Genomic DNA, 25,792 nt, shown 5'->3' on the forward strand with positions numbered 1-25,792 from the left:
AGTTTTGACAGAAAAATAAAACTTTGTGACATCATTTAACAATTTAACACAGCAAAATAATTCCGATGCCAGATATTCCCTATTAATGAATGGTAAACCTTTACAAATAACTATCTGTAAAGGAATTTTGTTTTGAAATAACCATGGCTAAATGGTTGGAAGTAATATATTTTTTTGAAATGGAATCTAATTAAACATTATTTACGTATGTGCTTAAGAATCCAAAATTCTGGATCATAATTATGGCACCTCTTTATCAACGGTATTTCATTGTACTTCTTTTACTGCTTGCATTTGCAGGTAGGGTTGCGGTATATGCTATTCCTGTTCAAAAGATGTCGAAAGATTTGATCCAGAAGAACTCTTCAGCCGAGAGTGAGAAATCAGAATCATCAGAAAAACAAAATCAACTGGAAGACAAAGTTAAACTTGCTGATCTGCATTTAAACAACATCACAAATTTTGATTTTGCCTCTTCTGGCAACGCAAACCAACAATCATTCTCCGGCAATTTCCTTTTGGCTTACTGCCATCTTCAAATCCCTGAACAACCCCCAAAATAGAAGCTAACCTGGCTCCTATTTATTATTTAACACTTAATTAAACATTAAAATCATGATGAAAACTAAACATTTCTTCATAATGGCTTTGCTTGCCCTTATGACACCCATTTTATTCTCTGCCTGCAAAAAAGACAGAAACAATCCTTCGGAAACCCTTGTTCCAGGACCAGATGTAAACTTTTATGCGCTAACATCTGATAGCAAGCTGTTGTTGATTAACGCCAAAAACCCATCTTCCGTTAGTGCAACTGTTAGCATTTCTGGTTTACAACAAGGTGAAACACTTTTAGGAATCGATTTTCGCCCGGCAACAGGCCAACTTTATGCCGTTGGTAGCACAAGCCGTTTATATGTAATTGATTACAAAACCGGTGTGGCAAGAGCAATTTCTACTACACCTTTAACACCAGCAATTAGCGGAACTTCAGTAGGTTTCGATTTTAACCCAACTGTTGATCGCATCAGATTGGTAACCAATACTGGTCAGAACCTGCGTTTAAATCCAGAAAGCGGAGCAGTAATGATCACTGATGGCGCTATCAACGGTGTTACAAATGCAAGGGTTTCTTCTGTAGCTTATACGCAAAACAAAGCCGGCGCAACTGCAACAGTGCTTTTTGATATCGACGCCGCAACTGACAAACTTTACAAACAAGATCCACCGAATGATGGAAAATTGGTTGAAGTTGGAAGTTTAGGTTTTGACGTAGAAGATGCCGGTGGTTTTGATATTAACCCCGATGGAACCGCAGCACTTGCTGCATTAACCGTTGGTGGAACTTCTGCTTTATTTACAATTGATGTAAATAGTGGTAAAGCTTCGAAAATTGGAAACCTGCCTGCGAACATTACGGCTTTAGCTATTCCTACCGAACCGGTAGCCTATTCAGTATCTAACAATAACGAGTTGTTAATTTTTAACCCAATGGCAGCTACGCCAACAGTTAGTGTAAAAACCATTTCTGGTATTCAAACTGGCGAGCAAATTTTAGGAATTGATTTCCGTCCGTTAAATGGACAACTTTACGCTTTAGGAAGTACAAGCCGTATTTATACAATCAACACTTCATCTGGCGCAGCCGCAGTTGTGGGCACAGCTCCATTAACTACATTATTAAGCGGAACACAATTTGGTTTTGACTTTAACCCAACGGTAGACAGAATCAGAATTGTAAGTAATACAGGCCAAAATTTAAGATTTAACCCATTAGATGGTAGCGTAACTGTTGATGGTGTACTGAACCCTGCTACAACTGGAATTACTGGTGCAGCATATACCAACAACTTTGCGGGCGCAACTACAACTGTTTTATTTGATATCGATTCGAATAGCGATAAATTGGTTAGACAGGATAATCCAAATGGAGGATTATTGGTTGATGTTGGTGCTTTAGGCATTAACGTAGAAGGAAGCAACGGTTTTGATATTGGCGGTACAAGCGGATTGGCTTACGGTTTATTTACTGTGGGTACAACACAGCGAATTTATACTGTAAACTTAACTACTGGTGCTGCTACAGCTGGCGCAACCATTACAAATGCCTCGAGAGGATTTGCTTTAGGTTTAGGCTTTTAGTATTCATATTTTTAAAAATTCAAATGCCCTTCGAATTTCGGAGGGCATTTTTTTTACAATCTTTCTGTAAACAAAATCGACGATTGTAAGATGTTAAAACATTTTAATTACCCCAGGATTGATACGCTTTTGGTAAAGTTATTTAATTAAAATCTTCACAGCAGTTTACTTTTCGAAAACATAGCCACAACTGTTATTTATCCTTATTCATACAATTTTTTAGAAGTTGGAAGATTGAATAATTAAGTGAAGATTTTTTTTAAATATTGTTGCAAACAAACTAAAAAGTATAATAAAAAAAACGTTACTCCTCCTGGTACTCATCAGTACCAATCTCATTGCTTTTGCCCAATATGAAAATGCAAAGCAAGTATTCGAAAGTCCAAAATTAAAAGAGGTAATTGCTACACACAAAACCGTAGCTATTCTTCCATTTAACACCAAGATTTCCTTTAAGAAACAGCCTAAAGATTTCAATCTAGAAGCTCATGTGCAAAAGGAGAAAACGATGTCAACATCTATACAATCGAGTATGTATACTTTCCTGCTAAGAAAATCCAGCAACTATACCGTAGAATTTCAGGATGTTGAAAAGACAAATATTTTATTGAAAAAAGCCGGGCTTTTAGATAAATTAGATGAAGTTACAAAAGATGAAGTTGCTAAAGTATTAGGTGTTGATGCAGTTATTTCAGGTAAATTTGAAACAGAACAAACCCGATCAGAAGCCGGAGCGATTGTAACAACCGTTTTATTTGGTGGACTTGGAAGTAAAACCGGTTCTGGATCATTAACAATGGTAGTGAATGATGGAAAAACGGGTGATATGTTATGGCGTTTTTTCAAAGCAATGAATGATGGCGTTTTTACTTCAACAGATGAATTGATCGATAGAATGATGAGAAAAGTATCGAGAAATTTCCCTTACAGTAAGTAATCGCTAATTTTAAAATAGTCAACTTATTACAAGCCCTCATCTTTTTAAGTTGAGGGCTTTTTTGTGTAAATACTAAATGATGTCAAAAATAATATTCCCAGATAAACCAATTGTTATCGGCAGGTTGTTATTATCTTTGCCAGTATTTACAAACCCTTATGATTAAGGCATAATTAACTAATATCAAAATTCAACATGTCAGACGAGAAAATAATCTTTTCAATGGCTGGAGTGAGTAAAATCTATCCGCCACAAAAACAGGTTTTAAAAAATATCTACCTATCATTTTTTTACGGTGCAAAAATTGGCGTTGTAGGTTTAAACGGCTCTGGTAAATCATCTTTACTAAAAATTATTGCTAGTTTAGATAAATCAATACAGGGCGAAGTTGTATTTTCTCCGGGCTATTCTGTAGGTTATCTGGCTCAGGAACCAGTTCTTGATCCTGATAAAACGGTACGAGAAGTAGTAGAAGAAGGTGTTGCTGAAGTAACCGCCATTTTAAAAGAGTATGAAGAGGTGAATGAAGCTTTCGGATTAGAAGAAAACTATTCTGATGCCGATAAGATGGACAAACTCATGGCCCGCCAAGGGGAGCTACAAGATAAAATTGATGCTTTAGGTGCATGGGAGATTGATTCGCGGTTGGAAAGAGCCATGGATGCCTTACGCTGCCCAGATCCGGAAACCAAAATTAGTGTACTTTCAGGAGGTGAGCGTCGTCGCGTTGCGATGTGTCGTTTGTTACTTCAAAAACCAGATGTTTTACTATTGGATGAGCCAACCAACCACTTGGATGCTGAAAGTATTGACTGGTTAGAGCAGTTCCTGCAAAACTATGAAGGAACCGTGATCGCGGTAACCCACGATAGGTACTTCCTGGATAATGTAGCGGGATGGATTTTAGAATTAGATCGTGGCGAAGGTATTCCATGGAAAGGAAATTACTCTTCGTGGTTAGATCAAAAAGCGAAACGTTTGGCTCAGGAAGATAAAACCGAAAGCAAACGCCAGAAAGCCTTGGAGCGTGAATTAGAATGGGTACGCATGGCGCCAAAAGCCCGTCATGCCAAATCAAAAGCCCGTTTGGCAAACTATGATAAGCTTGCATCTGAAGATGGTAAGGAAAGAGAAGATAAGCTGGAACTTTTCATTCCTGCAGGACCGCGTTTGGGTAATGTAGTAATTGAAGCTACCAATGTTACCAAAGCTTATGGCGATAAAATTTTATTTGATAACCTGAATTTTTCACTTCCGCCAGCAGGTATTGTGGGCATCATCGGGCCAAATGGTGCGGGTAAAACAACTTTATTCCGCTTAATTACCGGACAGGAAGAACCAGACAATGGAACTTTCAGGGTTGGTGAAACGGTAGAACTGGGTTATGTAGATCAAATGCATAACGACCTGGATGCTGATAAAACTGTTTATGAAAATATTACGGATGGTTTAGACAACATTCAGTTAGGCACTAAAGCTGTAAATGGTCGTGCTTATGTTTCTAAATTTAACTTTAACGGTGGCGACCAGCAGAAAAAAGTTGGCATTTTATCAGGTGGTGAACGTAACCGTGTTCACCTGGCCATTACTTTGAAAAAGGGCGCAAACGTACTTTTACTCGATGAGCCAACCAACGATATCGATGTGAATACCTTACGTGCTTTAGAAGAAGCTTTGGAAAACTTCGGTGGTTGTGCGGTAGTGATCAGTCACGATAGGTGGTTCCTGGACAGAATTTGTACCCACATTCTGGCTTTTGAAGGAAACTCAGAAGTTTATTTCTTTGAAGGAAATTATTCCGATTATGAGGAAAATCGCAAGAAACGTTTGGGCGATGTTGCTCCAAAACGAATCAGATATAAAAAATTAAACTAAAAAAAAGTCCCGGTTTGCACCGGGACTTTTTTCGTTTTAATAATTACTTCCTTCTCCTCAAAACTTTGTCTATTACCTCTTCAGTAACCTTTTCCATTACCTTATAACCCGCCAGATTCGGGTGAACGCCATCTGTGGTATATGCTGCTTTCTGTCCGTTTCGCTCATCAACCAAGGGCGTCCAATAATCTAAAATGATAAAATGATTGGCTTTCGCATAGCTAACAATTTCGTTGTTCAAAGAAATAATCTGATCTGCTACGCCCTTTAGGTTTTTATTCCAGGGGTACTCATAAATTGGCAGGTATTTACAGAGGATAACCTTAATTCGATTTTTCCTGGCCAGTTCGGCCATCGATTTGATGTTATTTAAAACGGTTTCATTACTTACATGGCCTTTGTTACCAGCCAGATCATTGCTTCCTGCAAGAATAATAACAGCTTTCGGTTTCAGATTGATCACATCTTGCCGAAATCGGATGAGTAGCTGAGGTGAAATTTGTCCGCTAATTCCCCTATCAATATAAGAACCGTTATTAAAATACTGCGGATCTTTCTGCTTCCAGAATTCGAATATTGAAATGCCTAAAAAGACCACCCGCTTCTCGCCTTTCTTCGGAACGCCTAAGGAGTCATTTTCTTTTCGATATTTTGAAAGCGCCGCCCAATCATCTGAAAAATCCTCTTTCTGAACCGACTCCCGCTGTTGGGCAATCAAGCTGACAGAATACAAAAGCAGTCCCAATAAGAGAAATTTAATTTTCATAATTGTGCTAAAAATGCTGTATTAAGATTTTTTTTCTTCTCTTGGACCTCTTTTATAAATCACCAAACCGTTTAAAAAGTTACGCAGAATCTGATCGCCACACGGTTTGAAATTTTCATGATCCTCGTTCCTAAAAATATCACCCAGTTCTGCCTTTGTTACTTTAAAGCCAACCAAATCACAAATTGTAATAATATCTTCCGTCTTTAATGACAGCGCTACCCTTAATTTTTTTAATATATCGTTATTGCTCATATTTTAATTTTGAATGAATGAATTTGAATTAGTAAATCATTGATAAGCGAATTTGAATGACATTGCTAGTATGTGTTTTATTGGAATGATGAAATGTTAGAATGTTGTAACGTTTAAACCTTCCAACAAATGAACAATTGAACCAATGAATAATTGAACTAATGAACTAATGAACAATTGAACCAATGAACCAACCTAACTCGCTACTTCCAGTTTTAACTTTTTTCCTTTTATTTTTTCACCAGTTAATAGCTTCAGGAGTTTTTCGATTTTTTCTCGTTTTACGGCTATGTAACTCGTGGTATCTTTTACTTCAATCAAACCTAAATCGTCTTTTGCCAGTCCACCTTTTTGCAAAAATAACCCCACAATATCTATCTTGTTAACTTTATCTTTTTTGCCATGGGCCAAGTATAAGGTTACCCAATCAGTTGCTTCAGGAATTTCATAGTGATCCGATAGCTGCTCCTCTTCAATGTCTTCAGGCAGATACTTATAATTTTCTTCAGGGGTAATTACGGCATATGCGGTACCTTTGGCATGCATTCGGGCGGTTCTTCCATTGCGATGAATGTAAGCGTCTTCCGTGTAAGGCAATTGATAATGAACAATGTGCTCAATTTCCGGAATATCAAGTCCACGGGCAGCCAGATCTGTCGTGATTAAAATTTTGTGACTTCCGTTTCTAAACTTCAAAAGCGCTTTCTCACGGTCGATTTGTTCCATTCCACCATGAAAAACATCATGCCCTAAACCATGTTCGAAGAGGATATCACTAATCCGATCTACCGTTTCACGATGATTACAAAAAACCAACGTATTCTTTCCTCCAATTTTAGTTAATAATTTAAATAAGACTTCTAATTTATCTGCCGCCGGGGCAGTTACTTTTTTCAGTTTTAAATTAGGTTTCGATTGAAGGTTTTGAGAAAAATCAATATCAAGTGCATTTCTTAACTTCACAAAATCAGGAATTTCCTCCATTTTCGTTGCTGAGGTAAGTATCCGTTGATTCAACGAAAGCAACTTGCCGATGATGTACGACATATCTGACTCAAAGCCAAACTCAAGCGATTTGTCAAATTCATCCAAAATCAGATTTTCTACGAATGATTCGTCAAAATTCTGATGTTCCAGGTGATAAGCAATTCTGCCCGGTGTGCCAATTAATACAGCCGGCGGATGAGCAAGATTATTTTTTTCTACCCGAACTGCGTGGCCGCCGTAACAACAGTTCACCTTAAAAGGCGTACCCATTTGCTTAAATACCTGCTCAATCTGCAATGCAAGCTCTCTCGACGGCACTAAAACCAGCGCCTGAACACCTTTAACATCAGGCTTCAGCTTTGCCAGTAAAGGCAACAGAAATGCCAGTGTTTTGCCAGAACCAGTAGGTGCAATCAGCAAAACATCATGCCCGGATTTTACTGCTTTTGAGGCAGCTTCCTGCATTTGGTTAAGCGCTGTAATGTTTAATTTTTTTAAGGCGTTCTCTATCATTACGCCAAAGATAAGCATTTCAACGCCTGTTACCTTAAATCACTATCACTTGAAAAACTTTGATTTAAATTTTCTGATGGTAGAGAAATCAAATTTTTTCTCTAACAACATTAACATATTCCCTCTTTTTGAGATTGATGAATTGACTTTTTCTGTTACCAAATCAACTGACGATTTTAGTCTGTCTGATAAATCATCTGCAAATTTATTCGCTCTGCTATTCTGCAAAAGCTGAAGTTCCTGAATTAATTCCGCTCTCATATTCTTTTGAATTTTAGTCGTTAATCTAACAAGTAGAACGGCGATTCGGTTGTAAATAATATAAAAAATTTGCAATTGTTCACCATAAAAATCGCTAACTTGTTGAAAACTAAGGCGCTGTTAGCAAATAAACAATTTCATCTTAACATAAATTTAATTTCAAGCACTTATTTTTATAAAAACCTGATTACCATGTATCCAAAGGAATTTCTTTGGAATTAACCTCAAAACAACATTGCGTATGACCTGGAAAAAATTTAGTGGCGAAATTATTCAATCTTCTATCCTCGAAGAAGTAGAAAAAGCAATTATCAGAGAAACAGAAAATGGCTACAAACTAAAAGTCTGCATCGGAACAGATTCGCAAGTGAAAGGCCTGGTGACTGATTTTGCTACCGTTATCGTACTGTTGCGAGAGCATCACGGCGGTTTTATGTACATCCATCAGGAAAAAAATACTCAGCAAGTGGGTATCAAAGAAAGGATGTTGATGGAAGTTCAAAAATCAATTGAAACGGCTTATTCCATCTGCGATTTACTGGACATTTATGACGTTGCACTTGAAGTTCATGCTGACATTAATACCAACCCATCATTTAAATCGAATAAAGCTTTGAATGATGCAATGGGCTATATTTTAAGCATGGGCTTTATTTTCAAAGCCAAGCCTGAAGCATTTGCCAGCTCAACCTGTGCTGACAAAATGGTGCATTAATTTTGTAAAGATTTTTTATAGGAGTATCTTTATTCATAATCCCCTATTATGAAAAAGATATTCCTAATCATTTGCTTATTCATCTCTGCCAATGTAATGGCTCAAACTGCTGATGATGGCACAATAACCAAAGTTGGTGACCCTATACCTTCTTTTAAATTTGAGATCGAAAAGGGCAAAACTGTTGACATTGCCGACTACAAAGGCAAACTGATTTTAATTAACCTGTTTGCAACCTGGTGCCCGCCTTGTAATAAGGAGTTACCAGAAGTTCAAACAAAAATTTGGGAAAAACATCAGCAAAACAGCAACTTTGCTTTCTTCGTATTCGGCAGAGAAGAAGGCTGGGATAAATTAACTCCTTATAAAAGCAAAAAAGGATTTACCTTCCCGATACTTCCAGACTTAGATCGAAGTATTTTCAGCAAGTTTGCTAAACAAAGTATTCCCCGAAATATCTTAGTTGACCAAAATGGAAAGATCATTTATCAATCTATTGGTTACGAGCAAAAAGAATTTGAGGCATTGGTGAAATTAATTACGGATAAACTCAGTTTATCCGCAACAAAATAGCAGCATTGCTGTTAAGCCTAAAAGATACTTTGAAAATACATCGATTAGAATTTACTCAGAAAATTCCTGTAGAATTGGATACCGCATGGGATTTTTTCTCATCGCCGCTAAACCTGGCAGAGATTACGCCGAAAGACATGACATTTGACGTGACCTCACCCAATATGGCAAACACTAAAATGTATCCAGGTTTAATTATCACTTACAAAGTTTCACCACTTTTTGGTGTCAAACTCGATTGGGTTACAGAAATTACCCACGTTAAAGACAAAGAATATTTCATTGATGAGCAACGATTTGGCCCTTTTGCTTTCTGGCACCACCAGCATCATTTTCAGGCTACCGCAAATGGCGTATTAATGAATGATATTTTACACTACAGTGTGGGCTGGGGTCCGCTTGGAAAAATAGCCAACGCAATTATGGTCAAAAATAAAATTAACGAGATATTCGATTTCCGTTACAAAAAAGTAGAAGCCATATTTGGCAAAATTTAAAAATCAGTTTTTACCATTTCCTGGTAGAAATTGATTCTTTTTTAACGGGAGCAGCTGTCTTTGTATCTGTAGCGATAAATTTCTTGAATGATTCGCCAAGTTTTAAAACTTTTACATAAGTGCTGGCTTGAATATCTTTCCAGGTTCCTGCATTTAAACGGTCAGCAGGTTTTTCCAAAGGGGTTCCGATATTTGTTGTAGCAACAAAATTTCCGTAGCGATCTCTTTGGTAAGGGATATATTCGAAATCAGTTAACCAGTAACGGTACTTACCGGCTCGTACTTCCATCACAAAGTTGTAGTTCACCTCCCCGCTCGGATGGCCAGCAACTAATATTGTTTTATCTATTACCATTTTTCCTTTTGCCAAAATTGAGGTATCCGTACTGCTTTCTAACCGCATGGTTTTCTTGTTGGCAGATTGAATAAAATTCTTTGCCCGCTCCAGTAAAATTGCCTTATCCAATACTTGCGAATCGACAACTTTATAATAAATAAATTTACCATCTTCATCCTTAGGAAATTGTTTTTCCTGAGCTGATAAACTGGTTATAAAAATGGAAAGGATTAAGGCAAATGCGTATCTCATCGGATGGTGTTAAATCTATTGACTAAGGTAAAAAAAAGCCGCCAGTTTTAATCGACTGGCGGCTCAAATCATATAAATTGCTTTTAGAAAGCATAAACTGCTGCCAAAGAAAACTGACCGGCATTTGGTGCAGCCATTCCATTTTCTTTTGCAAAAGGTTTAGCACCACTGTGATCTAACCTTACCTCAGGAATAAAAGTTAAACCTCCAGATTTAATATTTGCAGTAAGTGTTACTGAAGTGTATTTATCTCCTTCAATACCACCAACATTTTTGTATTTGAAATACTCACCTCTTAAACCCAATGCAACGGCATCAGTAAAGGCATATTGCGGATATAAAGCAGCGCCTGCATAACCACCGGCATCGTCATTAATGTCGTAATTAGCAGCGTTTAAGCCTAATTTAAATTTATCTGTAATCTGATAAGCCGTTGTTAAATCAGCAATGGTTCCATAACCACCTCCGCCAGCACCAGATAACACATTGATGTAAGCAGTCCAACCTTCAACCGGAGAAACCATCAACTGACCGCCGATGCTCGATACCCCACGGGTTGCACTATAAACATTCCAATCGTTAAATAAACCAGCCATTAAACTTACCTTATCAGAGAATTTGTAAGTTGCTTTGATGCCCGCATTCTGGAAAGGACCATTGGTAAACAAATACGAAGTAGAATAGTTAAAGTTTCCTACTGGAGAAATTACTTCGTATCCAATAAATGTTCCCATGTAACCGGCAGTCATCGAAAACTGATCGGTAAAATCGTAATTAACGTACAAATTCTGGATGTGGAATGATGATCCGTCATCAGAAGCATCTAAAAGTGATTGTGTTTGTCCTCTTGGACCAAAGGAAAGCTCCCCAACAAATGAAGCTTTACCTGTTTTCTTTTTTAAAACCAGGTCAATCATCCCTAATGAAACCGAGTTATGATCAGAGGCAAATGAGGTTCCAATATTGGGTTGTTTAGCAAAATCGTATTTAAAATAGGTATCAACCGATCCCGAAATTTCGAGTGGAGAGGTTGGCGTTTCTTGAGCCAGGGCGCAGCTAGCGCTGGCCATTGCGAAAATAGCAGTTAAAAATTTCTTCATGTTTGAGCTTTATTTGGGTTTAGATATTATTTAATGTTAGGCGATAGGTTCAGTTAAAGGACTGTTTTTTTCGATATAAACAGCTCTTTCTTCCACTAACAATGTACCTTGAGAATATTTTTCATTGTGTTGCGACTCATCAAGACCCATTTCTTCTTCCTCTTCAGATACGCGAATTGGTTGAATCAAGTTAATGAATTTGAAGATGATGAATGATACCACGAAACTGAAAATGATTACGATCACCGCACCTTTAACCTGAGTGAAGAAGAATTCAGTACCACCGTACAATAAACCATCTGCACCAATGCTATTTACGGTTTTGGTGGCGAAAACGCCAGTTAAAATCATACCAACAATACCACCAACACCGTGACAAGGGAAAACATCTAAAGTATCATCTAAACTTGTTTTTTGTTTCCATGAAACCACTAAGTTTGAAATTACAGAGGCAATAACACCAATGAATATACTTGATGGGATACTTACAAAACCTGCACCAGGGGTAATGGCAACTAAACCTACAACGGCACCAATACAGAAACCAAGCACTGATGGTTTTTTACCTCTTGCTACATCAAAGAACATCCATGATAAACCAGCGGCACCGGCAGCAGTATTGGTAGTTAAGAAAGCCGAAACTGCTAAAGAATTTGCGCCTAAAGCCGAACCCGCATTAAAACCAAACCAACCGAACCAAAGTAAACCTGTTCCAATTAGTACATAAGGGATATTTGCAGGCGGAACTTCTTTATGCTCCAAGTGCGATTTTCTACGTTTTAAAACCAATGCACCAGCCAATGCAGCCATACCAGCCGAAATGTGTACTACTGTTCCACCGGCAAAATCAAGAACGCCCATTTTTAATAAGAAACCGTCAGGCGACCAGGTCCAGTGTGCCAAAGGAGAGTATACAAATATGGCGAACAATACAATAAATAGAATATACGAGGTAAATTTAATACGCTCTGCAACTGCTCCCACAACCAGGCCTGGTGTAATGATGGCAAACATCAATTGAAACACTGCGAAAAGTGATAATGGAATCGTTCCCCAGGCTGGACCTGAATTTACACCTTGAAAAAACAGGAAAGTACCTGGATTTCCAATAAATCCGCCTATTGTTTCGCCAAATGCTAAACTGAAACCAACTACGGTCCAAAGAACAGTAATTACCCCAGCTGCAACCACACTTTTAATCATGGTTGATAATACATTTTTACGATGAACCATACCACCATAGAAAAAAGCAAGACCAGGAGTCATTAAAAACACCAACGCTGCAGAAATTAAAACGAAAGCAATATCAGGTGCACTGTATTTTCCATCGTCGAAATTTGGAAGTAGTGGAATAAATAGCGCTGCAATCGCTACGATCATTAAGACTGCAAAAGGCGCATACTGTTTTAAGGAAAATTTACTCATAGTTTTTATAGTTTGATTTGTTTTTATTGAAATTCTCTTAATTATTCATTAATTATTTTTATAAAAGTACGACATAATGTAATTTTTACACTATTTAATTAAAAAATTATAACAAAAACAGCAAATTTTTATAAAACAAATCAAAATTATACCCTAAAAATAAAATTAAATCAAAAAACAAACTTATTTAAGATGCGTTTTTAACAAAAACAAAATGACAAAATCTAGGCTAATAGTAAATATTTATCATTTTTTTGAAGAATATTAACATATAAAAACATGTAAAACTAAAAAACCCATAAAAATTCATGGGTTTTTATCAAAAAATATAAAATTTCTAAGATTTATCCAAAATAATCAGAACCCTGAACTACACCTCTTTTTTCGATCTCTTTATCAATATAAGTTTGAATTGCCGATTTATTCAGACCCCAATTGGGAGCAATTAACAAATCCCAGTCAGAAATTCCGAATAATCTTTGTATTACGATATCAGGGCGAAGCATTGGAATCAATTCGCAAAGCAAATCGGTGTATTCCTCTAATGTAAATAGTTTAAAAGGTTCTTTTTTATATTTAGCGCCCATGATTGATCCTTCAACAATGTGCAGATGATGAAATTTCACAAATTTTATTTGAGGAAAACGATTAATCTCATGAATATAGCCATACATCATTTCCCTGGTTTCCCATGGGAAGCCGAAAATCGTATGTACACACAAATCAAGCTTGCTATTTTCTAAAAGCTTAACCGCAGCAACAAATTCACCATGACTACAACCTCTGTTAATCTGCTCCAGCGTTTCATCATAAATGGATTCCATGCCCATTTCTAAATCAACATCGAAGCGATCGGTATAACTTTCCAACAGCGCCACCTTCTCGGCATCTATACAATCAGGCCTCGTGCCTACTGCAAAACCTACAATGTTTTCGGTTTCTACAGCAAGTGCCTCATCATACATCATTTTTAAATAATGTGTTGGTGCATAAGTATTGGTATTTGGCTGAAAGTAAACAATGAACTTATCTGCTTTATAGCCGTTTTTCGCCCGCTTAATTCCCTCCTCAAGCTGCTCTCTTATAGTAGGCATTTTACGAGAAGGTTCTGGCGTAAAAGAATCTACATTACAATAGGTACACCCCCCATAGCCCTTACTGCCATCTCGGTTCGGACAGGTAAAACCGCCGTCAACAATTACTTTGAATACACGTTGTCCATTATATTTTTGACGCAAATGAACGCCGTAAGCCTTATAACCCTTAATGCCAATATCTACCTGTGTTCCCATTGTCGCAAAAATACACAAATACATTTAAGTACAAGGATTTGATACTCAAGATTACATAGCGATCATAAAGCTAAAATTATGCTGATGATTTCATTAGGGTCGTAGCTGGATAAAAAAGCTTCTAAAATAAAAAGGAGCAAATTTACTTTGCTCCTTTTACTTATTGCTGTTTTTCGAAAGCATCAACACCCTTCAGCTAATTAAGTAAGGTCTTATTACCTGTTAAATTTAATTTATACCACTTTTTATCCTTGTAAAAAACCGCTTGATGATCGCCCTTGTGTTGGTTTACATCTATCGCTAACACTTTACCCTGGTAATGAAAGCGGATATTGTCATCCAAAATAGTGTGACCAACCACTATTTTTTTTGCTTTTTGAAAGGCCAGTATTTCATCCAGTACTTTTTCGTCTAAAGGCGGTTCATCAAAATAACCGCGATACCAGAACAATCCTGTTTTGCTATTGAAAATATTCAACACCTTTTCGTCCTTAACTGTATTCTTCAGATTCTCCCAACCGAGATACGGCCTGGAAATGTTGTTTATTTCTTGTACACTCAGTTTAAGGTTGTTTACTTCCGGTGATATTCCTCCGTGTAAAAACAAGTTCTCCCCGATTTTTTCGATCAGGTTTTTGCTCCTTAACCACCTGCCCAATTCCGTATTTTCGTTATATAATTCTACATAAGGATGTCCCATCGCAGCGGCACTTAGCAAATATTTTTTATCAAGGTATTTTAGGTTATTTGCCAAATTCATGATATCGTGATTACCTAAAATAGTATGTACATAACCGCCTTTTGCTTTTGCCGCTTCTTCCAGCTTATAAATGAGCCACAATGCTGCCGGAACATCCTTACCACGGTCGAACAAATCGCCACAAATTACCAAATGCCCTTTACCAAAAATCCATTCGTACTTGCCATCTATAATTTTGTTTGCTAACAGGAGATTTCTAAAAGCATCAAACTCGCCTTCAATATCCGACATGACGAACATCTCTTTAGGCTGTTTCCAAACGGAAGGTTCAACTTCAATTGTTTTTTTAAGTTTTACTTGAAAATTTTTTTCTTTTGCGTTTGAAAACTGAACATCTAACACTAAGTTTTCCTTATTACTTAAGGGCTGAGCGCTGGATTGAACTTCAGCCTTTTCTTTGGAAATATGCGTAGCGACTTTAACTAAAATACTATCGCCTTTATATAAGAGGTAAGGGCCATCTAACTGGTTTTGACTTTTTTGCTCCTGTGCATTGCTCACCTGCGTACCATATAGCAAAGCAACTAAAAATACAGATTTTATAAAATTGGACATCATATCGTTTTAAATTACTAAAATACTTCCCCCTCAGGGAAAGGCCTGGAATTATCCATAACGGGCACTTTCATAATTATAAGGATAACTAACCAATTTCTAGAACACTATGTAATAAAAAATATGTGCTTTCGAAATTATTTTTTGAGAGAATTAAAGGTTGTAATTTTAATACCAACAGCCTATTTGCGCTAATTTAAAAAGATTACCTCTATAAAAACACAAGAGGTAATCTATTCAATTCTATTTCATCAATTTACATTTAGCCGCATAAAAAAGGAATTATTGGTGGAGACTTTCAACCTGCCAAGGGTTTGTAAACCTCCATTAATCATCCCCACTTCGTAATCTGCATCAAAAGTATTTTGGGTTAGGAAATTATGGAATCCGGTTACATAGGTACCTACACCTCCAACTGCCTTGTAGTTGGTATAATTGCTTGTATTCAGCTTACCTACAAAATCGGTAAAGCTTACCTTTCCATTGTCTATTTTGATAACATATTCCTTGTATGCTCTCGTAGAAACGTTCGCTGGATTATAGTAGGCATAATTCACAATTACAGTATCTGCAGCCCTGCGTGTAATTTCTATGTATCTTAATGTATTTCCTACTGTTGCCATACTGGCTTCTGTATTGTTGTATAGGTTTGCACCGCTACCGGTTTGGTTAGCCTTTTGTAAACGTAATGCTGAAAATCTATAGATGGACAATCGCTCTGCAAAAGTCTCTACTGGGTTATTTTCTGAGCGTACTAGTGACTCTTTCCCATCTTTGTCTATCACGAAAAGTTGGTTGGTGGCTTTATTAAATCTAAATCCTGATACAGAAACATTCCCATTAACAAAAATATCTCGAAGTATGAGTTTATCGGCAGAAACAGCAAATGGTTTATTAGCTTCCTGCACTTGTCCACTAGCGTTCTTCCAGTTAAAAGTTACCTCTCGTATCACCATATTAAAGATAGCTGTAGTGTTGTTTACACCTTGTACCGGATTTAAAAATAAAAATGGATTTAATAAGGTATAAGCTTGTATCTCCGTTTTTTGGCTCGTTAAGGTATTTTGCGCAAGCGCAGTTAAATCCTTATCGGTAGCTTTAACCAGAACCATTTTATTGTTATACAATTTACCTTCCAGAATAATGCTATCCGTATATAATTTCTTAAAGGCATATTCAAAATCGCCGAACAAACCCAGACCGTTTATTCCGCCATTTATGGCTGGATCTGGATCTGCCAAAACATGAATATAATTGTAAGTATCAAAATTAAGTGCCGGACTGCCGGTGAGTTGCAAAGCGTACGCACTCTCCTTTTTGTTAAGAAGTGAGTTGTCATCAAAATCGCTATACATATTTACCCTACCGTTGGCATCAAATTTCATATAAAAAGTGTAGCCACCTGTTGCATAAGATCTCGGATCACCCGTACCTGGATACACGTACGCCATCCATCCTTTATCCGATCCTGTTAATATTTGTTTGTATTGCGCCATGGTTTCTGATAGCCTTTGTTCTGGTTTTTTGCCATCAATCAATTCTTCGCCATTTTTTTTACAAGCAAGAGTTGTAAAAATCAGCATCAGTAATGAAACGTAATATAGGTTCTTTTTCATGTTCTTTTTTTTATTGAAGTAAACCGGTTACAAAATTTGTACTTTCCTGCCCCACCACATATAAACCGCCTATTGCAGTGCTGCTTCCCTGATAGTCTATTTTAAAGGTATTGCTGTTAAGGTAATTCCTTAAAGTTGGGGTCGCATTAAACAATGAACCACTTGCAGGGTCGTATTGCTGTAACTTAAAGGTAGTAGGGGTAACAGGTATTATTTTAAAACGTAAGCTATTATTGCTTGAAGTCCCAGAGATCGTAGAATATATCCTTAATCGCAATTCCCCATCAATCTCATTAAAATTAAATAACAGATAATCTAAGGAACGCGAACCGTAGGCGAATAACTCTGATTTAATCGCTGGTAACAAACCAGCAAAAGCCTGCGATTTTTGTATTAATGTATTGCTTTCTAGGAATTGAAATTGCGTAAACTTTTTACCATAACCCAACTGTGAAGCCAAGGTAGGTTCTGGAGGTAAGGCATTTTGGATACGAGTTTGCAGTGCCCTAAAATCTATATTCCAGATTTGGCGATAATAATCGATGACCATGGCTTCTTTTCTTCTAAGTCTGTTGGCGCCATCAGTCCCTGCCAGCATTAAAATATTATCGAAGTTTTTCTGCCCACCTACCAATAAAACAGCAATCATATCGGCAAAATCTTCATCAGGTTCATTTCTCGCATTCAATGTGATAAAACCCTTTGCATATGCCTCTGGAAGTGTTGAGTTTTCAGCCTCACTTCCAATATAATCTGCTTGATTACTAATGGTTTTATAGCCTGCGTTATAATTTGCATATTGCATTAAAACATGTGCAAAATCGTGATGAATCGTTCTAATCTGTTCGGTTACAGCAACTCTATTATTCGGATCGAAATAGTTCAGGCTGTAAAATGTAATTTTCCTTCCTGATCCCGCAATAATTTCATTGGGCGAACTTTCGGCACTACCTACTAAAATAATTTGTTTGGGTGGATAGGTTTTAATAAAAAAATCAGAACTCTCAGCCTTATATGGCAATAAAAAACTGTTTAGCAATAATCGGCTTACTGGAAGGACTTTTGACTCATCTACCGGAACCAACGAACTTCTGGATAGTTCAGAGCGATCCCAATAATATTTCACCTGAATATTAAAAGGCTTCGTAATGCTATCCGTTAGCCAATTATCAATGGCAGTTGGCGTTCTCAAATTGTGAGAGAAATTCATTGCATTTACCTGCTCCGCAAGGTCTTCTTTCTTTTCACAGGCTGTTAAAAATGCAATAGCCGTAATCAAAAAACCGAGTATATAATATCTTATTTTCATTTCTATGATTTTTAAGTTAAACGGATATGACTTATCTTGGATTAAGTTCTATACCCGCTAATTTTGCTTCAGTAGGTATTTGAAAAACTCGTCTCAAATCATTTTTATCAACATTAATGGTCCTAACGTAAGTACCAGCATCATCTAAAACATCATGTCTTACGGTAATACCGTGCCTAAGAATGTCAAACCAACGTATCCCTTCCTGCACGAACTCCGATCTTTTAAAATCCAGCACGGTATTTACCAAACCAGTTTGATCATCGGTGGTCGCATAAAAATCACGTATTTTACTAAGCGTAATTTCGTTTGTAGTAGCGTTATACCCTGTAATGCGTTTACTGGCGTACAAGTTTAAATCAGCAAGCGCCTTTTCATTTTGCCCGGTGTAGGCATAGGCTTCTGCTCTATTAAACAACACTTCCTCTGCAGATAAAAGCGGTAAATTTGGATCATCAGAAGTAAATTTATTATGTCGACCGGTAGCGGTGCGTTGTCCCCATGATGCACCCGTAACGTTTACCTTAATCATCAATTGCTGATTGAGTTCAGTACTTAATCCATACCTATAATTGGCGTTTTCATAACCCCATCGAGTTGATGAATTGGAGACCAGGAGATTGGCCGCTTCAGTAGGTAAACCATATCTGGTTTTAGTAGCATTGGTACTTAAAGCGTTATACTCGGTAATCCAGGGGCGAAGTGAGTTACTAAAATTACCTCCGGCAACTACCTGGTTAGCATGTTCGATTACCTTGGCATAATTTTTTTTGAATAGAAAAAATCGTGACGCGAAGGCATGAGCAGCCTGGGTAGTGAAATGATATTTTGGAACCGTATATACCGTATTTTTTATAAGTGGTATGCCTTCATTGATGTCGTTCTCAATCATTTGATAAACATAATCAACCGTTCTACGGTCATACTTCGGTTGCATCTGCGTTTCTGGTGCATCTAAGTAAGGGATGCCTGGCGAACTATTTGCCTGGCCTGCTACGTATGCCTTAGAAAAAAAAGTGACCAGCATGAAGTGTGCATAAGCCCGGGCAAGCAAAGCTTCGCCTTTATACGGTAGATACGCTTTCTGATCAGAAACATTTGCTATCGCAGCAAGGGCATGGTTGGCTGCCGCAATGGCCGAATAACAGTTATACCAATAATAAATTGGCGTATCTGTACCTTCACCACCGTCAACATTTCCATAATCTTCGAATAAAAATGGAGGTACGCTTATGCTGTATTTTACACCATCTATCTTATCTATAACATTATCAGAAGCACCTTCAGCAAAAGTGATGTAGTTGGCAGTTGGGTAAGCGGTAACTAATAATTCTTTTACTTTACTCACTCCATCTAAACTTGTCCTCGCATCTGGTGAAACATCTAGATATTTATCGCAGGAAGCCAAAGTGAATGTTAATAATAACAATAAAATGTTTTTAATTTTCATATGCTTTGAGATTAAAAGTTAAACTTAAAAGAGATTGAAGTTTGTTTAGGTTGAGGCATCGCAACCCCTCCCGATTGGGCGAACTCCGGGTCCTGGCCATTCAGCTTGCTGTCAGCATAAATCAACCAAATGTTATTGGTTACCAACGAAACGTTAGCACTTTTTGCCCAAAAGTGTTTCGCAAATTTGCCTGGAAGTTGGTAAGTCAACATCACCTGCTTTAGACGAATAAAATCGCCCTTGGCCACGCGAACCGAAGAATAGTTGTAATTGTTATAAGGACTGCCATCAATACCATCGAAATCTATCCAACCTAAAACAGAAGGTGTTGTTGTTTTGAGTTCATCGCCCGGCATCACCCACCTGTTTAACATGGCTTTAGATGTTGCATTCAAATCAGAATATCTGGCTTGAAATGTAGGGTTTAGTCGCACAAAGTTACCTGCACTAAATGTTACCATCGCACTAAGGGTAAATTGTTTATAGGTAAAACTGTTATAAAATCCACCTGTAAATGGTGGATCACTTGGGCCATGATATACTAAATTACCAATTGAAGTACTCGATGTATTTACCTCTGTTGCCCTGTGGTTTCCCAAATCATCTACAAAATAAGGATATCCCTCTAGTTCATCTAAACCATCGAATTTCATAGAGAATAATGCATTCGGCGGATAATCAACCAACATGCCACCTGTAACTAAACTCCAAATAGTAGGTAGCGATTGTAGATTGGTGATTTTACTCTTATGAAATGCCCCGTTCAACTGCATACGCCATTTAAAATTGTCGTTATTCACAGGCGTTCCTGCCAAGGTAAATTCTATACCTTTTGACTTCATATCGGCATAATTCGCATATTTAGTCACTAAGCCCCCAATACCTGATGTTTTGATATTACCCAACAAATCGAAACCCCTTCTATCGTATAATTCAACAGTCAAATTGATTTTATTCTTTAAAAAGCCGAGGTCAAAGCCTAAATTGGTTTCATATTGTTTCTCCCAGGTTAGGTTTGAGTTTTCTAACCGGTCTATTCTAATTGTATTTTCGTTATCAGCTAGAATTGGTCTGCTGGTAATTCCATTTTTAAATACCACTGCAGAATTTGTTGCGCTGCTAATGCTCGCCACCAAACCATAAGTTAACCGAGCTCTAGCCTGACTTAGGATATTTTGATTGGCAAAAAATGCTTCTCGGTCGATATTCCAGGCACCACTCACATTCCAGGTTGGTAACCAACGTGCGAGCCTTGATTTTCCAAGCATGTTAGATCCATCGTAACGCATGGTCGCGTTTAATACATACTTATCATCGTAAGCGTAGGCTGCTTTTGCCATGTAAGCCAGGTAACGATCGTTGCTTTCGCTCATGCTGTAGTATTTACCGCCATTAACAGCAAGGTATTTGAAATATTGAGGATCGAATGCTACTGTTCCTCCCCGATCGTACTGATAACCTACTCCATTAAAATCAGAGCTTTGACGGGCAATGTAACGTAACTCTGCCGATGCAAAAACATCGAAAAGATGTTTACCTACTTGTTTATTCCAGTCTAAACTGTTACGTAAATAATAGTTGGACAAAGCCGTATTGCTTTGCAAATAAAACCCACCCTGTGGCAATATGCTGGTTGGTATTTCCAATGGATCGTCAGGATCAGTAAAAAGTAACGGGTTATTATTTCTAACATAAAAGCTATAATCCGACCTGAAAGCCTGCACCATGTTAGATTCTTCGGTTACGATCTGCTCTTGTTTGGTCGTCGCAAAACGGTATGCACCATCAAAAGAAAATTTTAGATCTTTAGTGATTTTATATCTCAGTTCTCCCTGTAATTTAAAATCAAGCATATCCGTGTTTAAAGTATTATTCTTAATTTCATTTAGAATATTAAATGGCGCATAGTTATCAGTATAATAAGTTAAACTACCGTCTTCTTCATAAATGGAGGTAGCACGGCTGGTTCTGAGTGCATAGCTATAAGGGTTGATTTCAAAACTACGGCTATAATTTCCAGCTGAAGCATCGGAAACCTGATCTGACGTACCTGGCGACAATTGCTTCCTCACTGCCGAGGTAGCCAATAAACCTATCTGCAATTTTGGAGAAATATCAAAATTACCTCTTAAATTTCCGGTATAACGTTTCACGTTTTCAGCTACACTCCAACCATTATCATTTAATTAACCAGCTGAAAAATAAACTTTCGTTTTATCAGTACCACTGTTAATACTTAAGGTGTGTTCCTGTTGCAGGGAATTTTTGAATAACACATCAAACCAGTTGGTATTTAATGATGCTGCTCTACGCAAATAGGCCTCACGATCGGCAGGACTTTGAGTCAGTGCAAAAGTTCCTGTTGCTTCATTGACTTCATACATTAAACCGTACATTTTACCAAAAACTCCGGTGGAAGGGCCATTGAGTACATCAAGAGGATTTAAATAACCTTTCTTTTCCAATTCTAGATTAAAAGCCATTTGATCGGCAGAATTCATGATATCAAGCCCTTTATAGGTTGGTTTTTGGTAAGTGGTTAGATTGGCAACATAAGAAACTTGTGGCTTACCCTCTGTTGATTTTCCCTTCTTCGTAGTAACCACAATAATGCCATTCATCGCTCTCGCTCCGTATAAGGCCGTGGCTGCTGCATCTTTTAAAATTTGAAAACTCTCAATATCGTTGGGGTTAATACCCGCTACTGATGAACCAATCAATGTGTTAGGGTCGCCGGTAGATAACTGCTCATTTGAGATGTTCACTACATCTTCCAGTACGATACCATCTACTACCCATAACGGCTTATTATCGCCGGTTAAGGAGGTTGCACCCCTAACGGTAATTTTAGGTGCGGCACCGAAAGTGCCCGAAACATTTTGCACAGAAACCCCGGCTACCTGCCCTTCCAACATGCGGCTAACGTCTGGTATACCAACCCGCTCAGCCTCCTTGGCAGAAACTGACACAGATGCTCCCGTAAAAAGCTTCTTATTTACATCCTGGTAACCTGTAGATACAATGTTTACTTCTTTGAGTTGGGTTTCATCTTCTTCGATTACAATGTTAATCGGGTCTTTTCCACTCACTACTCTTTCTATCGTTTTATAGCCAATAAACGAAAATACTAAAGTTGCACCCTCCTTAACGGTGAGCTGAAATTCACCATTCTGATTTGTGCTGGTTGAATTATTGGTTCCTTTTTCTTTGACAGATACACCGGGCATCGCAGCACCAGTTTTATCTTTTACTTTACCGGTAATCCGAACATCAAAAATGTAATTTACCACCCTGTCAAGCAGTGATTTTTCTTTTGGCTTGATCATGATGGTTTTGTCTTCAATGGCGTAGCTTAAATCTTTGCCAGTTAAAACTTTATCCATCACATCTTTAATTTCAGTACGATTAAAAGCGACATCAATGCGATCGGTACTCTTTAAGTTTTTTGTAGATAAGAGCACATCATATCCTGTCTGCTTCCTGATTTCTTTTATTACCTTCTCTATGGTAACATTTTTTGCATTTAGTGTTACATGTTGGCTAAACGATGCTGCACTTACCTGCATGAGAGAGGTAAATAATAGGATACAAACTAATTTCATTACTAATAAAAATTGGGGCACGTAGGTTCGTTGCGTACATAAAATTTTAGTATATTTTTTATACATTTGATCATCTGTGTTTAAGAAACACCTAACCTCCTTACTACAGAAGGGTGTTTCCTTGCGTCCATAAATAATTGATTTTTCTCAATGTTCGGATAAGCAGATATCAAGGAAGGGAAAGTGTCCAGCAATCTCTTCCTTATTTCCGCAAAGCAGCCCTTAGCCTGAAGCGTGATTCGTTTTCATGTGTTTGTTTGTTTGGTTGGTTAGTTATTTGGTTGATTATTTTACTTTTATCTTTTGTATACAATCACTTTCTTGCCGTCTATCTCAAAACGTACTTCGCCAGTTTCCTGAAATTTATGCAGCACTTTAGATACATTGTCGAAACGGCTTACCGTACCATAGTAGGTGATATCTTTGGCTTTTGCATCAGCGTATACAATTTCTACATCATACCAGCGGGCAATTTTGCGTAGAATGTTTTCTTGCTTTTCGTTGTTGAACATGAAATAGCCATTCTTCCAGGCAATGGCTTCATCTGTATCCACCTTCTTGATGTGTATCAAATTTGCCGTAATTTCAGCCTGGTCTCCAGGTTGAAGTGTATGAGATTCGAGTGCATTATTTAATCGCACTTCTACACTACCCTCTAACAGCGTAGTTCTACTTAACGTTTCATCTGCATAGTTTGCAACATTGAAATGTGTACCCAACACAGTTATCTCCTGTTTATTGGTTTTTACCACAAAAGGATGCGATACATTTTTTGCCACCTCAAAGTATGCTTCACCACTCAGTTCAACTTTTCGGCTTTTCTTGCCTGAAAAAGCCAATGGATAAGTTAATGATGAAGAGGCATTGAGCCAAACCATTGTGCCGTCGGGCAAACGCACTTGCCATTGCCCGCCATTTGGTGTAGAAATGGTGTTGGTTCTATTTTCATCGCTTTGTCTATCGCCTTGCTGAACATTATAAATTAATTGCCCATCTTTTGTTTTGCTAATTGATATGCCTGCCTCGTTTGCAATTTGTCCGTTAGTAGCGTCATTTAGCGAAATGATTTTTCCGTTGGCCAGCTTTAAAAAGGCTTTATTTTTACCTGGCTCAATGTCTGCTGCAAATATGTTTCGCTGTAATGTTTTATTTACGCTGTACTGGTAAAAACCAAAAAGGCCAACCACAATCGCCGCCGCAGCTGCAGTCCAAAGTTTCCAAACTTTGATCCGGCTTGCCGGTTTAACAGCCGGTTTATCCACATTTAAAATAGCTGCTAACGTGTCGTCCCAATTAATATTTGATAATTCAACATCACTGTGCTGATGCAAAAGGCTTCTTTTGAATATCCCCGCCTCTACTGAATCAGGATTTTCTTCTAACAGTTTTCGTAACTGCATACTTTCCTCATTCGTAAGCGTTTGGTCTTCGAACTTTTTTAAAAGAATATCAATAGGTGTAATATCCATTAGTTAACATTTATAACTGTTATCGCAAATTTGAGCTTACAGCACTCTTCCCTGCTACTACAGGTAAGAAGCACGAAAAACAAATAAGGACTAATGGGATGTAATTTTTTTTCTTAATAGGGAAGAAAGAAAAAGGGAAAGGTTTTATGTACCTTAAAGCATGCCGATCAAAATTAGAATATTAATGGATATTCCGTGATCTTTCAAAGCATCTTTAATATTTTTTAAAGCGGTAACCAGGGTGTTTTTTACCGTGTTTGGCGATAAATCAAGTGCTAAAGCAATTTCAGGGATAGATTTCCCCTGAACTCTACTTAATTCGTATATCTGTCTCCTTTTGGCCGGCATATGTAAAATTACCGAGGAAATGATTTTTCTAATATCGCTTACATACATGCTTTCCATCACATGATTTGTGCTTTCCTCCTGAGTTGTTCCAAAATCAGCCATCACCTGGTCTTTTCGAAGTGATTTCTTTAAATGACTTAAACACTCATTTGTAACGTATTTATACAGATAAGCTTTTGGATTTTCAATGTCAGCAAGTTTATCGCGATTTAGCCATAACCTGACAAATGAATTTTGAATAACTTCTTGCGTAGATTCGATAGATTTAGTGTAACGTGTTACAAAAGATTCCAGATTCGAAATGTGTTCATTAAAAAACAGGGCAAATGAATCTTCATCTCCCTCCGATATTTTCATGAATAATTCTCGTTCGTCTATCTTACTGATCATTGTGCTTATAGAATATGACCAATGAATACATTACCGTCTAAAACTATGAAAGTATGGTTAACCTGTCTTTCAAAAACCTGCAAATAACCAAAACCTACAGGAATGCTAAAGTAACAATATTTTTAACATGCGCAAATACACAGCACAAAACAACCTATCGATAACTGGTAGCTATTGGTTAATTATGTTCGATAAACATATCTATTCCCAGCATCCCGGATTTTCCATCATCATTAGATAAACTAACTTAGCTATGAACCAAAAGCCACCAATATGGCATTTAATAGTCTATTTGGCTACTAATGAGCATTCAGAAATATAGGAGTAATAAAACGAAAAAAACCGCAGAAGCTCTTTTGCCACCGCGGT

23 protein-coding genes are annotated in these 25,792 nt (G+C 37.5%); 7 read left to right on the plus strand and 16 right to left on the minus strand.

Features of this window, described 5'->3' with window-relative positions:
• The first annotated feature begins 242 nt into the window (after positions 1–242).
• The 4 genes from R2Q70_RS17770 to ettA all read left to right on the plus strand — a co-directional run bounded on the left by R2Q70_RS17770 (position 243) and on the right by ettA (position 4,951).
• The gene (locus R2Q70_RS17770) at positions 243–563 is read left to right on the plus strand and encodes a hypothetical protein (RefSeq protein WP_316808892.1); all 321 of its coding nucleotides are present in this window, start codon (positions 243–245) and stop codon (positions 561–563) included.
• A gap of 52 nt (positions 564–615) precedes the next feature.
• Entirely contained in the window at positions 616–2,139 is a 1,524-nt protein-coding gene (locus tag R2Q70_RS17775; RefSeq protein ID WP_316808893.1) for a DUF4394 domain-containing protein, read from the plus strand.
• 508 nt (positions 2,140–2,647) lie between these two features.
• On the plus strand, positions 2,648–3,076 hold the full coding sequence (locus R2Q70_RS17780; protein ID WP_316808894.1) for a hypothetical protein: 429 nt from the start codon (positions 2,648–2,650) through the stop codon (positions 3,074–3,076).
• Between the two features lie 195 nt (positions 3,077–3,271).
• Positions 3,272–4,951, plus strand: a complete 1,680-nt coding sequence (ettA, locus tag R2Q70_RS17785) for an energy-dependent translational throttle protein EttA (protein WP_316808895.1) — start codon at positions 3,272–3,274, stop codon at positions 4,949–4,951.
• Positions 4,952–4,994: 43 nt separating this feature from the next.
• On the opposite strand, the gene R2Q70_RS17790 is transcribed toward ettA, so the two are convergent.
• From R2Q70_RS17790 to R2Q70_RS17805, 4 genes are all read right to left on the minus strand, one after another.
• Positions 4,995–5,717, minus strand: coding sequence for a GDSL-type esterase/lipase family protein (locus R2Q70_RS17790; protein ID WP_316808896.1), 723 nt, complete (start codon positions 5,715–5,717; stop codon positions 4,995–4,997).
• A gap of 21 nt (positions 5,718–5,738) precedes the next feature.
• A complete protein-coding gene (locus R2Q70_RS17795) occupies positions 5,739–5,972 on the minus strand; it encodes a DUF1456 family protein (protein WP_316808897.1) in 234 nt (77 codons plus the stop codon).
• 195 nt (positions 5,973–6,167) lie between these two features.
• Positions 6,168–7,472, minus strand: coding sequence for a DEAD/DEAH box helicase (locus R2Q70_RS17800; RefSeq protein ID WP_316808898.1), 1,305 nt, complete (start codon positions 7,470–7,472; stop codon positions 6,168–6,170).
• A 45-nt stretch (positions 7,473–7,517) separates the two neighbouring features.
• Positions 7,518–7,733, minus strand: coding sequence for a hypothetical protein (locus tag R2Q70_RS17805; protein ID WP_316808899.1), 216 nt, complete (start codon positions 7,731–7,733; stop codon positions 7,518–7,520).
• 241 nt (positions 7,734–7,974) lie between these two features.
• Between R2Q70_RS17805 and R2Q70_RS17810 the strand changes: the two genes are divergently transcribed.
• The 3 genes from R2Q70_RS17810 to R2Q70_RS17820 are packed head-to-tail and all read left to right on the plus strand — an operon-like array spanning position 7,975 to position 9,518.
• Positions 7,975–8,448 (plus strand): ribonuclease H-like YkuK family protein, encoded by a 474-nt coding sequence (locus tag R2Q70_RS17810; protein ID WP_010600518.1) that lies wholly within the window; start codon positions 7,975–7,977, stop codon positions 8,446–8,448.
• A 48-nt stretch (positions 8,449–8,496) separates the two neighbouring features.
• Positions 8,497–9,021, plus strand: a complete 525-nt coding sequence (locus R2Q70_RS17815) for a TlpA disulfide reductase family protein (protein ID WP_316808900.1) — start codon at positions 8,497–8,499, stop codon at positions 9,019–9,021.
• A gap of 29 nt (positions 9,022–9,050) precedes the next feature.
• On the plus strand, positions 9,051–9,518 hold the full coding sequence (locus R2Q70_RS17820) for an SRPBCC family protein (RefSeq protein WP_316808901.1): 468 nt from the start codon (positions 9,051–9,053) through the stop codon (positions 9,516–9,518).
• A 10-nt stretch (positions 9,519–9,528) separates the two neighbouring features.
• Here the strand turns inward: R2Q70_RS17820 and R2Q70_RS17825 are convergent, their stop codons facing one another.
• The 12 genes from R2Q70_RS17825 to R2Q70_RS17880 all read right to left on the minus strand — a co-directional run bounded on the left by R2Q70_RS17825 (position 9,529) and on the right by R2Q70_RS17880 (position 25,423).
• Complete coding sequence (locus R2Q70_RS17825; protein ID WP_316808902.1) at positions 9,529–10,107, minus strand: DUF4468 domain-containing protein; 579 nt, start codon at positions 10,105–10,107, stop codon at positions 9,529–9,531.
• Positions 10,108–10,190: 83 nt separating this feature from the next.
• Complete coding sequence (locus R2Q70_RS17830; protein ID WP_316808903.1) at positions 10,191–11,207, minus strand: porin; 1,017 nt, start codon at positions 11,205–11,207, stop codon at positions 10,191–10,193.
• Positions 11,208–11,243: 36 nt separating this feature from the next.
• Positions 11,244–12,632, minus strand: a complete 1,389-nt coding sequence (locus R2Q70_RS17835) for an ammonium transporter (RefSeq protein ID WP_316808904.1) — start codon at positions 12,630–12,632, stop codon at positions 11,244–11,246.
• Between the two features lie 344 nt (positions 12,633–12,976).
• The gene (locus R2Q70_RS17840; RefSeq protein WP_316808905.1) at positions 12,977–13,924 is read right to left on the minus strand and encodes a TIGR01212 family radical SAM protein; all 948 of its coding nucleotides are present in this window, start codon (positions 13,922–13,924) and stop codon (positions 12,977–12,979) included.
• A 196-nt stretch (positions 13,925–14,120) separates the two neighbouring features.
• Positions 14,121–15,242 carry a metallophosphoesterase gene (locus R2Q70_RS17845; RefSeq protein WP_316808906.1) on the minus strand — a complete coding sequence of 374 codons (1,122 nt, stop codon included), beginning with the start codon at positions 15,240–15,242 and terminating at the stop codon, positions 14,121–14,123.
• A gap of 248 nt (positions 15,243–15,490) precedes the next feature.
• Positions 15,491–16,855: a DUF4302 domain-containing protein gene (locus tag R2Q70_RS17850; RefSeq protein ID WP_316808907.1), complete on the minus strand. Its 1,365-nt coding sequence runs from the start codon at positions 16,853–16,855 to the stop codon at positions 15,491–15,493.
• A gap of 10 nt (positions 16,856–16,865) precedes the next feature.
• A complete protein-coding gene (locus R2Q70_RS17855; RefSeq protein ID WP_316808908.1) occupies positions 16,866–18,164 on the minus strand; it encodes a substrate import-associated zinc metallohydrolase lipoprotein in 1,299 nt (432 codons plus the stop codon).
• A gap of 31 nt (positions 18,165–18,195) precedes the next feature.
• Complete coding sequence (locus tag R2Q70_RS17860; RefSeq protein ID WP_316808909.1) at positions 18,196–19,614, minus strand: RagB/SusD family nutrient uptake outer membrane protein; 1,419 nt, start codon at positions 19,612–19,614, stop codon at positions 18,196–18,198.
• Positions 19,615–19,625: 11 nt separating this feature from the next.
• On the minus strand, positions 19,626–21,767 hold the full coding sequence (locus R2Q70_RS17865; protein ID WP_316808910.1) for a TonB-dependent receptor: 2,142 nt from the start codon (positions 21,765–21,767) through the stop codon (positions 19,626–19,628).
• A 33-nt stretch (positions 21,768–21,800) separates the two neighbouring features.
• Entirely contained in the window at positions 21,801–23,216 is a 1,416-nt protein-coding gene (locus R2Q70_RS17870) for a SusC/RagA family TonB-linked outer membrane protein (RefSeq protein WP_316808911.1), read from the minus strand.
• A gap of 296 nt (positions 23,217–23,512) precedes the next feature.
• The gene (locus R2Q70_RS17875) at positions 23,513–24,685 is read right to left on the minus strand and encodes a FecR family protein (protein ID WP_316808912.1); all 1,173 of its coding nucleotides are present in this window, start codon (positions 24,683–24,685) and stop codon (positions 23,513–23,515) included.
• A gap of 153 nt (positions 24,686–24,838) precedes the next feature.
• Entirely contained in the window at positions 24,839–25,423 is a 585-nt protein-coding gene (locus tag R2Q70_RS17880; RefSeq protein WP_316808913.1) for an RNA polymerase sigma factor, read from the minus strand.
• Positions 25,424–25,792: the final 369 nt, after the last annotated feature.

Source organism: Pedobacter agri (assembly GCF_032678665.1).
GTDB classification, from domain to species: Bacteria; Bacteroidota; Bacteroidia; order Sphingobacteriales; family Sphingobacteriaceae; genus Pedobacter; species Pedobacter agri_A.